General features: G+C 72.4%; 14 protein-coding genes. 6 read left to right on the top strand and 8 right to left on the bottom strand.

The window, feature by feature from the left end; translation table 11 throughout:
- Nucleotides 1-82 precede the first annotated feature (82 nt).
- From HYQ63_RS34405 to HYQ63_RS34385, 5 genes are all read right to left on the bottom strand, one after another.
- Nucleotides 83-1,312 (bottom strand): MBL fold metallo-hydrolase, encoded by a 1,230-nt coding sequence (locus HYQ63_RS34405; RefSeq protein WP_179937662.1) that lies wholly within the window; start codon nt 1,310-1,312, stop codon nt 83-85.
- A gap of 129 nt (nt 1,313-1,441) precedes the next feature.
- Entirely contained in the window at nt 1,442-2,293 is an 852-nt protein-coding gene (locus tag HYQ63_RS34400) for a GNAT family N-acetyltransferase (protein WP_179937661.1), read from the bottom strand.
- A gap of 53 nt (nt 2,294-2,346) precedes the next feature.
- Nucleotides 2,347-3,267, bottom strand: coding sequence for a glycoside hydrolase family 19 protein (locus HYQ63_RS34395; RefSeq protein ID WP_179937660.1), 921 nt, complete (start codon nt 3,265-3,267; stop codon nt 2,347-2,349).
- Nucleotides 3,268-3,367: 100 nt separating this feature from the next.
- Complete coding sequence (locus HYQ63_RS34390; RefSeq protein WP_179940808.1) at nt 3,368-4,522, bottom strand: DUF6745 domain-containing protein; 1,155 nt, start codon at nt 4,520-4,522, stop codon at nt 3,368-3,370.
- A gap of 94 nt (nt 4,523-4,616) precedes the next feature.
- On the bottom strand, nt 4,617-4,943 hold the full coding sequence (locus tag HYQ63_RS34385) for a hypothetical protein (RefSeq protein WP_179937659.1): 327 nt from the start codon (nt 4,941-4,943) through the stop codon (nt 4,617-4,619).
- 222 nt (nt 4,944-5,165) lie between these two features.
- Here HYQ63_RS34385 and HYQ63_RS34380 point away from each other — a divergent pair, with 222 nt between their 5' ends.
- Genes HYQ63_RS34380 through HYQ63_RS34355 form a run of 6 tightly spaced genes read left to right on the top strand, consistent with a single transcriptional unit; the run spans nt 5,166 to nt 11,317 of the window.
- Nucleotides 5,166-6,119, top strand: a complete 954-nt coding sequence (locus HYQ63_RS34380; RefSeq protein ID WP_179937658.1) for an STM4015 family protein — start codon at nt 5,166-5,168, stop codon at nt 6,117-6,119.
- A gap of 55 nt (nt 6,120-6,174) precedes the next feature.
- Nucleotides 6,175-7,155 carry an STM4015 family protein gene (locus tag HYQ63_RS34375; RefSeq protein ID WP_179937657.1) on the top strand — a complete coding sequence of 327 codons (981 nt, stop codon included), beginning with the start codon at nt 6,175-6,177 and terminating at the stop codon, nt 7,153-7,155.
- Nucleotides 7,136-8,275 (top strand): STM4014 family protein, encoded by a 1,140-nt coding sequence (locus tag HYQ63_RS34370; protein ID WP_179937656.1) that lies wholly within the window; start codon nt 7,136-7,138, stop codon nt 8,273-8,275. The genes HYQ63_RS34375 and HYQ63_RS34370 overlap by 20 nt, the downstream gene beginning before the upstream one ends.
- Nucleotides 8,276-8,294: 19 nt before the next feature.
- A complete protein-coding gene (locus HYQ63_RS34365; protein WP_179940806.1) occupies nt 8,295-9,089 on the top strand; it encodes an STM4013/SEN3800 family hydrolase in 795 nt (264 codons plus the stop codon).
- A 16-nt stretch (nt 9,090-9,105) separates the two neighbouring features.
- On the top strand, nt 9,106-10,452 hold the full coding sequence (locus HYQ63_RS34360; protein ID WP_179937655.1) for an STM4012 family radical SAM protein: 1,347 nt from the start codon (nt 9,106-9,108) through the stop codon (nt 10,450-10,452).
- A gap of 16 nt (nt 10,453-10,468) precedes the next feature.
- On the top strand, nt 10,469-11,317 hold the full coding sequence (locus HYQ63_RS34355; protein WP_179937654.1) for an STM4011 family radical SAM protein: 849 nt from the start codon (nt 10,469-10,471) through the stop codon (nt 11,315-11,317).
- A 138-nt stretch (nt 11,318-11,455) separates the two neighbouring features.
- Here the strand turns inward: HYQ63_RS34355 and HYQ63_RS34350 are convergent, their stop codons facing one another.
- The 3 genes from HYQ63_RS34350 to HYQ63_RS34340 all read right to left on the bottom strand — a co-directional run bounded on the left by HYQ63_RS34350 (nt 11,456) and on the right by HYQ63_RS34340 (nt 13,475).
- Nucleotides 11,456-12,244: an SAM-dependent methyltransferase gene (locus HYQ63_RS34350; RefSeq protein ID WP_306664858.1), complete on the bottom strand. Its 789-nt coding sequence runs from the start codon at nt 12,242-12,244 to the stop codon at nt 11,456-11,458.
- A gap of 109 nt (nt 12,245-12,353) precedes the next feature.
- Complete coding sequence (locus HYQ63_RS34345; RefSeq protein WP_123108060.1) at nt 12,354-12,605, bottom strand: DUF397 domain-containing protein; 252 nt, start codon at nt 12,603-12,605, stop codon at nt 12,354-12,356.
- Nucleotides 12,606-12,608: 3 nt separating this feature from the next.
- The gene (locus tag HYQ63_RS34340; protein WP_123108059.1) at nt 12,609-13,475 is read right to left on the bottom strand and encodes a helix-turn-helix transcriptional regulator; all 867 of its coding nucleotides are present in this window, start codon (nt 13,473-13,475) and stop codon (nt 12,609-12,611) included.
- Nucleotides 13,476-13,581: the final 106 nt, after the last annotated feature.

The raw sequence follows: 13,581 nt of genomic DNA, 5'->3' as shown, positions 1-13,581 counted from the left end.
TGAGTCGTCCGTTAGGAATGTTTCCTAACCATTGAAGCGAGCGCGCCACACCACCCACAAGGCTTTCGACTCAACTGGCGTACTACGGCTGCGGAATGGGCACCGCGGGGTCGGTGTCGCCTCCCGCCGTATCGACCGGACCCTTGGGCGGGTGCACGTTCTCGGCGGCGTCCTCGGTGACGTCCGGGTAGGCCGTCGCAGACGGGGCCGCCACCGCCCGCCACCACGTCTCCAGCGGCAGCCCGTGCAACGGCTCGAAGGGCTGGCCCGGGCGCGGCACGGCCACCCTCGCCCCCGCGGCGCGCGCCGCGGCGACGGTGCCCTCGGCGGGCTCCTCCCACGGGTGCGGGGCGAGGTTGAAGGTGCCCCAGTGGATCGGCAGCATGATCCCCCGGCTGGGCTCGCCGCCCTGGAGGTCGAGGTGGGCGCGCATGCCCTCCTCGGGGGTCATGTGGATGTCGGGCCAGAACTCGCTGTACGCCCCGATCTGGATCATGGTCGCGTCGAACGGCCCGTACGACGTACCGATCTCCGCGAAGCCGGGGAAGTACCCGGTGTCCCCGCTGTGGAATATCCGGTGCTCGGGCCCGGCCACCACCCAGGAGGCCCACAGGGTGTGCTGGGTGTTGCGCAGCGCGCGGCCGCAGAAGTGGCGGGCGGGGGTGGCGGTGAGCAACAGCCCCGCCACATCGGTGGACTCGTGCCAGTCCAGCTCCGTCATCCGGTCCGCCGGTACGCCCCAGTGCTCCAGATGCGCGCCGACCCCGAGCGGTACGACGAACGTGGTGCCGGTGCGCACCAGCGCGCGGATCGTGGGCATGTCCAGGTGGTCGTAGTGGTCATGGGAGATGACCACCGCGTCCACCGGCCCCAGCTCCCGCAGCGGCACCGGGACGGGGTGCAGCCGCTTGGGCCCGACGGCCGCGAAGGGCGAACAGCGCGAACCCCACACCGGGTCGAACAGCACCCGCCGCCCGTCGATCTCGGCGAGCACGCTGGAGTGGCCCATCCAGGTCAGCCGCAGCCCGGAGGCGGGCGGTGTGGCCAGGTCGGCGAGGGTGGTGGGGTGGACCGGCACGGTCCCGGCCGGGGCCCGGCGCACCCGCTGCTCCCTGCGGAAGTACGTGGGGAGGAACTTCAGCATCGAGCCGGAGGGGGCGGTGCGGCCGCCGCCGGGGTTGGTGAAGACACCGTTCGCGAAGTTCGGGGACCGCCGGATGCGCTCCATCCGCTCCCCGGCCGGGTCCGCCCCGAAGGCGGCGGGGCGCAGGGCTGTGGCGAGCCGGGCACGCTGAGGGCTGGGACCGGTCACGGCACCTCCTGGGTGAAGGGGAGCGACGGGGCACCCCATGGCCTGTGCTGTTGTGCTGCTGCACTGTCACAACTCTCTCGACCGGTGACCTTGTTCCGGAAGAGGTCTCCGGGTCTGCTCAGGTCGTTCTCAGGGTGTGAACGTCAGGCGCAGGTGATCCTCGACCGGGCGGTAACCGATCCGCTGGTAGAGGGCGTTGCTGGTGGGATTGGCGAGGTCGGCGAAGAGCAGCACGCGCTCGGCCCCCGCGGTACGCGCCGCCCGGCTCACGGCGGCCGTGACCGCACCCGCGTACCCCTGTCCCCGCAGCTCGGGCGGGGTGTAGACGAGCGAGACCCGGACGGTGTCCGCGATCGTGCGGCTCACCGCGGCGGTGGCCACCGGCTCGCCGTCCACCTCCCACAGCAGGGCGCCGTGGTGGCCGAGCCGGTCGTCCACCGCGCGCGCCACCTCGTTCCCGGGCAGCGCTCCGGTGTCGCGGCCGAACGCCTCGTACCAGCTCAGCAGCAGGTCGCGGTCGGCGGTGGTGGCCGTCCGGGCCCGCCCCCGTACGGGCCCGGACGGGGTCAGGGTGTGCAGCCGGTACAGCCGCTGCACGTGGCCGGCCCCGCGGGTCTCCCCGGTGTGCCGCTCCCAGGCGTCCGCGAACGCCTCGGCCACCGGGCGCGCGCCGGTCACCCCGGTGATCCGCGGCCGGTCCGCCCCGGCGAGGTGGCGGGCCAGCGCGTCCGCCGCCGCCGCGGGCATGGCGGAGAGCAGCGGCGGATGGGGCGGGGTGCGGACGAAACCACCGTCGACGGCGCCCGAGGGCGCCCGCCACCAGCCGTAGACCGGCGGCTGGTCGCCGTAACGGCCGCTGCCCGCCGCCTCCAGCGAGGAGACGACGGTGAGGAGAACGGTGTGCCGGACCGGGCGGGCGCGCAGGAACGCGCCCGCGACGGCCCGGAACGCATCGAGGTCGTCGGTCGTCGTCCACGCCATGCCGTCCAGGCTGGCGCGCACGGCCCGCCCGGCGCACCTCATTTATTCCGACGTCAGCAGCTCAGGTTCGAGCCGGGGGTGGTGCCGAGTATCTGGACGAACCTCTGGTACGCGTTGATCCGGCTCTGCACCTGGCCCGGGTTGGCGCCGTTGCACTCCAGGCTGCCGTTGATGCTGCGGATGGTCTCGCCGAAGCCGCGCTGGTTGACCATGGCGTTGTGCGGGGTCATGGTGCCCGGGCCGGTCTGGGTGTTCCAGTACCAGAGGGCGGTCTTCCAGGACACCGCGGAGTCGTTCTGCACCAGCCAGGGGTTGTTCAGCAGGTCGATGCCCAGGGCGTCGCCCGCGGCCTTGTAGTTGAAGTTCCAGCTGAGCTGGATCGGTCCGCGGCCGTAGTACGCCGCCTGGCCCGCGGGGCAGCCGTAGGGCCGGTTCCAGTCGCAGTAGTGCGGGTAGTTCGCCTGGTTCTGCTCGACGATGTGGACGAGACCGCCGGTCTCATGGCTGACGTTGGCGAGGAAGGCGGCGGCCTCCTGCCGCTTCACGGTGTCGCTGCCGGTGTTCGCGAAGCCGGGGTAGGCGCCGAGGGCGGCGGTCAGGCCCTGGTAGCTGTAGAAGCCGTTCCGGTTCGGGAACATCTGGTTGAACTGCGCCTCGCTCACGACGAAGCCGGAGGTCCCGCCCCCGCCGCAGTCGTACGGCTCCCAGTACCAGGTGCTGATCACCGGGTCGTAGCCCGGGTTGTCGTGCTCGGCCCGGTAGTACCTGCCGTCGGTGTACCGGACGATGTCACCGGTCACGTACCACTTGCCCGCGACCCAGTCCGGGTAGCTACAGGCCGCGCGCGGGGCCGTGTCCGCCGTGCCCGCCGAGTCCGCCGAGTCCGCCGACGCGGAGGCCATGGGCATGCCAAACAATAAGGCGCACGCCGCCGCCAGTGCGGCGAACCATGTCATGGCGCGTCGTCTCCACATGGGACCACCCCAATCCTCGTGTTGTCGGAGGACACTCAATCGGCTTGGTCTATACCAGTCAAGGTCCAGACCAAGCCGATGTGGCGTGCGGGCGTCCGGCTCAGGTCTCGCGCTCCGGCACATAGGTCTCGGCTTCCAGGCCGAAGGTCCAGGCCACGCCCTCGCGGGCGGTCCGGGTGCGGGGTGGTACACGCAGCCAGTACGTGCGGTGCGTACCGTCCGGCTCCGGCGTGGAGTTGACCACCTCGACCATCACCACCGGCTCGTCGTCGACCAGGTCGATGCGCCACAGCACGCCCGTCTCGTCCCGGTGGACGGGCTGCGCACCGGACTCGTCGAGATAGCGGTCGTAGCCGTAGTGCTCCAGCATCACCCGGCGCAGCTCCGCGTTCTCCTCGGCGCGGATCCGGTCCGGGGTCAGCTCGCCCAGCTGGTCGAGGAATTCCGCGGGCACCGGCATGCCGCGCCACGCGTACAGCGCGAAGCCGTCGGGGAAGGCCAGCGCGGGGCCGTCGCCGCGGTCGAGGCGGCCCGCTTCGTCGCGGTGCAGCTCGGCCGGGCGCTCCGCGATCACCACGGCCTTCTCGTACGGCCACCACCAGCCCGCGGCGCGGGCGACCGCGGACGGCCCGGCGAGCCCGTCATCCGGGCCGTCCGCACCATCGGGGACACCGGTGCCACCGGGACCGTCGGCGACGGAGGCCAGCCAGGGCGCGTCATGCTGACCCAGCACCGCGTCCAGCAGGGCGAGCCGGACGGCCGTCTCCCGATCCGCCCGCTGCGTACCCGTCCCCTCCGCACCCGTCCCCTCCGCCAGGGACTCGATGACGCCCGTGCGGATGCGCTCGGTCAGCGCCCGGGTGACGTCCCACAGCGGCGCCCCCGTCAGCGCCCAGCGCTCGGCCCATCCGGACGGGCCCAGCGCGGTGTGCGCCCGCTGCCGGGCGCGCGCCCAGGGGCGGGTGCGCACCGCGTCCCGCACCGAGGCGCCCGCGGCGCCCGCCACCGGCTCGATCCCGGCGGCCGCCAGCGTGTCGGCGGCCCGCTCGGCGGCTTCGCCCGGCAGCCCCTCCCCCTGCCCGGTGAGCAGCAGCGCGGCCGCCGTGCCCGCCAGCGGGGAGCCGGTCCACACGATCCGCTCCGGCGGCGCCAGCCCGGCCTGTTCGTACGCCAGCCGGATGCCCGCCTCGGCCGCCTCGCGGTCCGCGGGGCCGGTCGCCGCGGCCACCGCCCGCCAGTCCACCGCCGTCGTCATCGGTGTCGTCGTCATCGGGGTCGTCGTCATCGGTGTCGTCGTCACCCGTGTCGTCGGTGTCGGTGTCGTCGTCATTCGTCCTCGTCCCCCGCTCTCAGTCCGCCACGACGCGCACGGCGCCCGGCACGTACTCCCGCTGACGCACCACCCGGTACCACCCCTTGGGCAGCGGTATCGCCGCGTGCTCCTCGTGCACCACCCGTCCGCCGTCGGGGAGATGGAGATACGAGGCGCCGAACGGCCCCGACTCGCGCACCAGCGTGCCCGGTCCGACCACCGCGTGCGCGTGCCCGGTCACCTCGCCGAGCGCCAGCACCAGCCGCCCCCGCCCGTCCCGGGGCTGCTGCGGCAGCGTCTCGGTGCCCGGCGGCAGCGACTCCCGCGCCACCGGCACGATCAGGACGTCTCCCTGTCGGTACATGCCCTCCCCTTCCCCCGCGGCCTGCCTCGCGACCGCAGCCGTCATCGGTCCACCGGTCGCCGCACGGCGGCCGGTCGATGGTCCTGACGGTACGCAGGGGGTCCGACAACGGCCGACCGACAACTCCCGCCGGGGCCGCTGTCGGTGGCGCTTGGTACAACTCTTCGCACGCCATCGGGAATCACGTACGCCCGATCGAACCCACCAGGAGAACCCGCGCCCATGTCCTACGCCGACAGCCTGACGGAACTGCACGGACTTCCGGTCTTCGACTTCCCGCGGGCCGACGAGGAGCCGCGGCTGCCCGCGCCGGACGCCGCGGCCTGGCGCATCTCCTACAACCCCTACGCCGAGTCGGGCGAGGTCTTCGAAGAGCGCTTCGAGCGGTTCCTGACCACGGTCGGCGCCTCCCGGGTGCGGGCGCTGATCATCGGTCAGTGGGGCGAGGTGTACGACGAGGACGCCGGGGTGATCGTCGATCTGCTGGTGACCGCCAAGGACCGGCTGACCTCCCTCGAAGCGGTCTTCATCGGCGATCTGACGGCGGAGGACGCCGAGATCTCCTGGATCCAGCAGTCCGATGTGACCCCGGTCCTGGACGCCTACCCCGGGCTGCGGGAGCTGGGTGTCCGCGGCGGCTCCGGCCTGCGGTTCCCCGCCGCCGAGCACCAGAACCTGCGCAGGCTCCGCTTCGAGACCGGCGGGCTGCCCGGTGAGGTGGTGCGGGGCGTGGCCGACAGCGAGCTGCCCGCCCTGGAGTACCTGGAGATGTGGTTCGGCGTCGAGGAGTACGGAGGCGACGCCACCGTCGGCGACCTCGCCCCGCTGCTGTCCGGCGGCCGCTTCCCCGCGCTGCGCCACCTCGGCCTCCAGAACAGCGAGATCCAGGACGAGATCGCCGCCGCCGTCGCCTCCGCACCGGTCGTCGCCCAGCTCGCATCGCTCGAACTGTCCATGGGCGTGCTCACCGACGAGGGCGCGGCGGCGCTGCTCGAGGGCCAGCCGCTCACCCACCTCCGGCGGCTCGACCTGGACCACAACTACTTCTCGGAGTCGATGGAGCAGCGGCTGCGCGACGCCCTGGAGCCGTCCGGGGTGGAGGTCGCGCTGTCCGAGAAGGGCGACGAGGACGAGTACGACGGCGAAGTGGACCGCTACACGGCCGTCGCCGAGTGAGGGCCGCCCGGCACCCGACCACAGACGTCAGGACATACGTGAGGAGCGTCCAGCCATGATCGGCCACTATCAGGAGTCCTTCGCCGGTCTGCCCGTCTGCGACTACACCAGCACGGACACCGGAGCCGATGCCGATGATCTGCCGCCCGCCGAATCCGTCGCCTGGCGGATCGCCACCAACTGGGACAAGAGCCGCCCGTTCCCCGAGCTGTGGACGGCGTTCCTGGACACCGTGGCCGCCGACCGCGTCCGTGCGGTGATCATCGGCAACTGGTGGGGCGAGGACGGCTACTCCGATGTGCGCCCGGTGCTCGACGCCCTGATCGCGTCCGCGGACCGGCTGCCCGCGCTGCGCGGGCTGTTCCTCGCCGATGTGATGTCCGAGCAGTGCGAGCTGTCCTGGCTGCGGATGGACGACGTCACGCCCGTCCTGGAGGCGTACCCGCGCCTGGAGGAGTTCGTGGTGCGCGGCTGCGGCTCGGGGGGTCTCGCCTTCCGGCCGGTGCGCCATGAGCGGCTGCGGGTGCTGCGGTTCGAGTCCGGCGGGCTGCCGGGCGAGATCGTCCGCGCGGTGGGCGCGAGCGAGCTGCCCCGGCTGGAGCACCTGGCGCTGTGGCTGGGGGTGGAGCAGTACGGCGGCGATGCCACGGTCGCCGATCTCGCGCCGGTCCTCTCCGGTGCCCGCTTCCCCGCGCTGACCCATCTCGGGCTCCAGGACAGCGAGATCCAGGACGAGATCGCCGCCGCCGTCGCGTCCGCGCCGGTCGTGGCCCAGCTCGCCTCGCTCGACCTGTCCATGGGCACGCTCGGCGACGCGGGCGCCGAGGCCCTGCTCACCGGCCAGCCGCTGACCCATCTGCTGGCGCTGGACCTGCACCACCACTATCTGTCCGACGCGATGATGCGGCGGGTGTGCGACGCGCTGGAGCCGTCCGGGGTCGAGGTGAACGTGTCGGAGCAGGAGGAGCCGGACCGCTGGGACGACGACGATGACGGCGAGGAGGAGGAGTACCGCTATGTCGCCGTCTCCGAATAGCGTGCGGCTCGCGGTCGTCGGCAATCCCGGCCATCGCCGGGTGGAGATGTTCGCCGACGCCGCCCTGGCCGCCGGGCTGGCCGCGCCGCGGGTGCTGGCCTGGCGCGATGTGCTGTGCGGCGGTGCGGAGTTCGAGCCGGGCGAGATCGTGCGGATCGAGTCGCCGGGCGAGGACCACGAGGTGGACGAGCTGCTGCGGGGGGCCGGGGACCCGACCCGGGTCGAGGGCACCGCCCGCTGGTACGCCCGGTTCACCGACGCCGCACGGGCCGTCGCGAAGGCCGCGCACACGGCGGGCGCGACCCTGCTGGACGACCCCGGCGAGCTGGCCGTGCTGTTCGACAAGCGGCTGTCCCACGGGGTGCTGGACGCGGCGGACGTCCCCGTGCCGTATTCGCCGACCTCCGGTCCGCAGGCGCCGCCGGTGCGCGGCTGGGACGATGTGCGGGCGGCGCTCGGCGCCGGCGGCATGCACCGTGCGTTCGTCAAGCTCGCGCACGGCTCGTCCGCCTCGGGGGTGCTCGCGGTCGAGTACGCGGGGCCGGGCCGCATCCGCGCCACCACCTCGGTGGAGCGGGCGGAGGACGGCTCGCTCTTCAACTCGCTGCGGGTCCGGCGGTACGACACGGAGCGGGACGTCGCCGCGATCCTGGACACGCTCGCCCCGGACGGGCTGCACATCGAGCGCTGGCTGCCCAAGGCGTCCCAGGACAAGCGCGCCGCCGATCTGCGGGTGGTGGTGGTCGACGGCCGGGCGACCCACGCCGTCGTGCGGACCAGCCGCTCCCCCATGACCAATCTCCACCTCGGGGGCGTGCGCGGCGACTTGGCCGCCGCCCGCGCGACCGCTGAGGCGGCCGGGGTGGCGTGGAGCACCGTGCTGGGCACGGCGGAGCGGGCGGCGGCCTGCTTCCCGGACACCCTGTGCGTGGGGGTGGATCTGCTGCCCGGCACCGGGTGGCGCCAGTTCGCGGTCGGCGAGGTCAACGCGTTCGGCGATCTGCTGCCACGGCTGACCGGGCTGCCCGGCAGCGGCGCCGAGGGGCAGGACACGTACGCGGCGCAGATCGCCGCCGTGGTGCGCACGCACGGGGAGGACCACCACGATGCCGCTGTCTGACCCGCTCTCCGAACCCGACATGAACGCGGTCGTGGGCAGCCACGATCTGCTGCTCGTCACCCTCGACACGCTGCGCTACGACGTCGCCGCCGAACTCGCGGCCGACGGCCGGATCCCGAACCTGACCGCCCGGATGCCGGGCGGGGCCTGGGAGGAGCGGCATGCGCCGGGCAGCTTCACCTACGCCTCCCACCAGGCCATGTTCGCCGGTTTTCTGCCCACCCCGGCCCGGCCGGGCCCGCACCCGCGGCTGTTCGCGGCGCGCTTCGCGGGCAGCGAGACCACGGCCGGGGGCACGTACGTCTACGACACCCCCGACCTGGTGACCGGGCTCGCGGCCGCCGGGTACCGCACGGTGTGCATCGGCGGCGTCGGCTTCTTCACCAAGCGGGGGCCGCTGGGCTCGGTGCTGCCCGGCTACTTCCAGGAGAGCCACTGGGAGCCGGAGTTCGGCGTCCCCTCCCCCACCTCCTTCGAGGCGCAGATCGCGTGCGCCGAGCGGGTGGCCCGGGACCTCGACCCGGACCGGCGGCTGTTCCTGTTCGTCAACGTGTCCGCGCTGCACCAGCCCAACTGGTTCCATCTGCCGGGCGCCACCCGCGACAGCGGTGACTCGCGCGCCTCCCACGCCGCCGCGCTGGAGTACGTCGACCGCCACATCGGCCGTCTCTTCGCCGCGATGAGCGGCCGCGGTCCCGGCTTCGCGATCGTCTGCTCCGACCACGGCACGGCGTACGGCGACGGCGGCTACACGGGCCACCGGCTCGGCCACGAGGCCGTCTGGACCGTGCCGTACACCCACTTCTTCCTCTGAGTTCCTTCGAGGTCCGATGAACACCGCCACGAGCGCCCCGACCGTCCGCCCGTACCAGTCGTACGTCTACGCCTATCCGCACAAGACCGCGTACCACGCGCTGACGGACCGGCCCGCGCTGCGCGAGCTGTGGGCGGACGAGCCGAAGGACGCGCTGTCGCTGTATCTGCACATCCCGTTCTGCGAGGTGCGCTGCGGCTTCTGCAACCTCTTCACCCGGATCGGCGCCCCGGAGGGCCTCACCACGGCCTATCTGGACGCGCTGGAGCGCCAGGCGGACGCGGTGTCCGAGGCGCTGGGCGACGGCGCCCGGTTCGCCGCCGCGGCCTTCGGCGGCGGCACCCCGACGTTCCTGGAGGCGGCCGAGCTGGAGCGGCTGTGCGACATCGCCGAGAAGCGGATGGGCGCGGATCTGGCCGCCGTGCCGCTCTCCGTCGAGGCGTCCCCGGCCACCGCCACCGCCGACCGGCTCGCCGTGCTCGCCGCGCGCGGTACGACGCGGCTGAGCCTGGGCGTGCAGAGCTTCGTGGACGCGGAGGCGCGTTCGGCGGTCCGGCCGCAGCGCCGGGCCGACGTCGAGGCGGCGCTGACCCGGATCCGCGCGGCGGGCATCCCCGTCCTCAACATCGACCTGATCTACGGGATCGACGGGCAGAGCGAGCGCAGTTGGCTGCGTTCCCTGGACGCGGCCCTCGCCTGGCACCCCGAGGAGCTGTATCTCTATCCCCTTTACGTCCGCCCGCTGACCGGCCTCGGCCGCAAGGAGGCCGCCGAGACCGACCACGAGTGGGACGAGCGGCGGCTGCGGCTGTACCGGCTGGGCCGGGACCATCTGCTCGGACGCGGCTATGAGCAGGTCTCGATGCGCATGTTCCGCCGCGCGGACGCGCCCGCGACCGGCGGCGAGGACTACGCCTGCCAGACGGACGGAATGATCGGCCTGGGCTGCGGCGCCCGCTCCTACACCTCCGGGCTGCACTACTCCTTCGACTACGCGGTCGACATGCGGGAGATACGCGGCATCATCGACGACTACGTCTCCCGGCCCGCGGCCGACTTCGGGCACGCCGAGCACGGCCGGGCGATCACCGGCGAGGAGGCCCGCCGCCGCCATCTGCTCCAGTCCGTCCTCCGGGCCGAGGGCCTGGACGTGGCCGCGTACCGGGCGCGGTTCGCCGCCGACCCGGCCGAGGACTTCCCCGAGGAGCTGGCCCGGTTCGCCGCGCGCGGCTGGCTGGATCCGGCCGCGGAGCCCGGCCGGCTGAGGCTGTCTGCGGAGGGCCTGGCGCACTCCGACGCGCTCGGCCCCGAGCTGTTCTCCCCCGCCGTGCGCGCCGCGATGGCCGCGTACGAGGCAAAGTGAGAGCGGGGCGGCCGCCGTGGACCTGACGATCCTGTACCGGGGCCCGCTGGCCTCCTGCGACTACGACTGTCCTTACTGCCCGTTCGCCAAGCGGCGCGACAGCCGGGAGGCGCTGCGCGCCGACCGGGCCGCGCTGGAGCGCTTCACCGCATGGGCCCGGGAGCAGTCGGGCGACCGGCTCTCAGTGCTGTTCACACCGTGGGGCGAGGGGCTGACGCGCTCCTGGTACCGCCGTGCGCTCACCGAGCTGAGCCGTCTTCCGCACATCGAGCGGGTGGCGATCCAGACCAATCTGAGCTGCCGCACCGACTGGACGGCCGAGGCCGACCGCGACACGCTCGCGCTGTGGTGCACGTACCACCCGGGCCAGACGCCGCAGGACCGGTTCCTGGCCAAGTGCCGGGAGCTGGCCGCGCGCGGGGTGCGCCACAGCGTGGGGATCGTCGGTCTCCCCGGCCATCTCGACCAGGCCCGCAGGCTGCGCGCCGAGCTGCCCGAGCAGGTCTATCTGTGGGTGAACGCGGCGGAGGGCCACACCTACACGGACGCCGAGGCCGCCGACTGGACGGCGCTCGATCCGCTCTTCGGCTACAGCCGCCATCCGCACCGAAGCGCCGGTCTGCCGTGCCGGACCGGCGCATCGGTGATCTCGGTGGACGGTGACGGCACGGTGCGCCGCTGCCACTTCGTCCGCACGGAGCTGGGCAATCTGTACGACGGTTCGTACCGCGCGGCGCTGCGGCCCCGGTCCTGTCCGCTCGCCGTGTGCGACTGCCACATCGGCTACGTCCACCTGGAGTCGCTGCCGCTGTACGACGTGTTCGCGGGCGGGGTCCTGGAGCGGATCCCCGCCACGGGCGAGTGAGCCGAAGGGGCGCGCCGCTGTCGAAAGGGAGAGCGCGCGGAGACCCCGAGGAACGAGGGGTCGAGCACGGTCGACCGTCGACAGCGGCTGAAAGCGCCCCGGAGGCGAACCGAGCCCCAAAAAAGGGGTGCTCACTCCTCAGTCCCTGCGGCCCACTCCGCCGTAGACCCCGATGGACGCGAGCGCCCCGGCGTCCGGCGGCGGTCCGTCCGGGCGCCACAGCGGCACCCGCACCAGCCCCGGATCGAGCATCGTGAACCCGTCGAAGAACGGGACGATCTCGGCGTGGCCGCGCAGGCTCAGCCGGGCGGTGGACTTCCGGTACACCTCATCGGCCACCCGGTCGGGGCCGTGGAAGTCCATGGTGCCGTGGCTGATCACCAGATGGCTTCCGGGGACCATCGGCCCGGTCAGGGTGGCGATGATCCCCGCCGGGTCCTCCGCGTCCGAGACGAAGTGGAGGACCGCGACCAGCAGCAGCGCCACGGGTTCGGAGAAGTCGATGCCGTCGCGCACCGCCGGATGCGCCAGGATGTCGGCGGGTCTGCGCGCGTCGGCCGACGCGAAGTGCGTACCGGGGGTGCTGGTCAGTTTGGCGTCCGCGTGCGCGGCGACGATCGGGTCGTTGTCGATGTACACGACCCGGGTGTCCGGGGCGATCTCCCGGGCCACTTCATGGGTGTTGGGCGAGGTCGGTATGCCCGTCCCGATGTCGATGATCTGCCGTACGCCGCTCGCCACCACCGTACGGACGGCGCGCAGCAGGAACTGGCGGTTGGCGCGAGCGCTGTCGAGGATGTCCGGGGACTGCCCGATGATGCGCTCGGCGGCCTCCCGGTCGATCTCGTAGTTGTCCTTTCCCCCCAGGTAGTAGTCGTACATCCGGGCCGGATGCGGTCTGCTGGTGTCGATGTCCTGGCCGGACACGAGCGATCCGGGGATCCGCGACGCGGATAATCGCTGTCCGGGTAATCGTCGGTCGGTCACACCATGTCCCCTTGTCTGTCCCCCTCGTTCCCCCTCGGTCGCGCGGGCGTCACAGGAGCAGGAAGTCGGCCTCGCCCGCCTTCGCCCCCTGGATGAAGCGCTTCATCTCCAGGTGGGTGTAGATCAGGGCCGGTCCGTCCGGGTCGGTCGACTGGCGCAGCGCCACCCGACCGTCCTTCAACCTCATCGCCTCGACGCAGCTTCCCCCATTGCCACCGCTCCACGGCTTGTGCCAGCCCTCGGAACCGAGGTCCCTGGCCGGCATGCCGCTGTAGACGCGGCTCCCGCATATGCGATCCATCGTTCAGATCTCCTTGCGAATGCCACTCAGAATGGCCTGAGTGGTCTGTGCAGGCGCGGCCTGCGCGCACATCCGGTCCAGGGCCTCCAGGAACGCCGAGACGTCATCGCGCTGGTCGAAGTAGGAGCCGCTCACGAGCGTCTCCGTATACGCGATGTCGGGCAGCTCCGGGATCGGGAACCGGAAGATATGGAAGGGGCCGTACATCGCCGGGTGCGGGCCGGCGTCGAACGGCATGACCTGCAGTCTGATCTGGGGTGAGTCGGCGACCTCGATCAGCCGGCCGATCTGGGCCCGCATGGTCTCGGGCCCGCCGATGGGACGGCGCAGCACCGTCTCGTCCATCACCACCCACAGCATCGGCGGATCGGGGCGGCGCAACAGGGCCTGCCGCTCCATCCGCAGCGCGACGTTGCGCTCGATCTCGGTCTCGGGGGCGTGCGGCATGCCCGCGCGGAGCACCGCGCGGGAGTAGTCCTCGGTCTGGAGCAGCCCGGGGATGTAGTGCGGCTCGTAGGCGCGGATGAGGTTGGCTTCCACCTCGAGGCTCACGAACGTGTTGAACCAGTCGGGCAGGACGTCCCGGAACCGGTGCCACCAGCCGTTCTTGTTGGCCTCCCTGGCAAGGGAGAGGAAGGCCTCGACCTCTTCGGGGTCGGTGACGCCGTACGTGCGCAACAGCTTCTCGACGTACGGGAGCTTCAGGCCGACCTCGGCCTTCTCCATGCGCCGGATCGTGGCATGGGTGACGTCGAGCGCCCGTCCGGCCTGTTCGAAGGACAGCCCGGACTTCTCGCGAAGGTCCTGGAGTCGCTTGCCGAGCACGACCCGCAGGACGGTCGGGGCACCACCCGACCGCGCATCCGCCACTATCGTCCCCCTCCACTTACTGTCACAGCACAGCAGTCTGGCACGGGCTCAGCTTTCGGAACAGTCTGTCCTTGCGATTCTGTAATTTACAGACTGAACCTTGTCA

Origin of the sequence: Streptomyces sp. Rer75 (assembly GCF_013414305.1) — a bacterium.
In the GTDB taxonomy this organism is placed as follows: Bacteria; Actinomycetota; Actinomycetes; order Streptomycetales; family Streptomycetaceae; genus Streptomyces; species Streptomyces himastatinicus.
The sequence above is the reverse complement of the archived record's forward strand: the minus strand, read 5'-3'. Positions and strand labels throughout refer to the sequence as shown.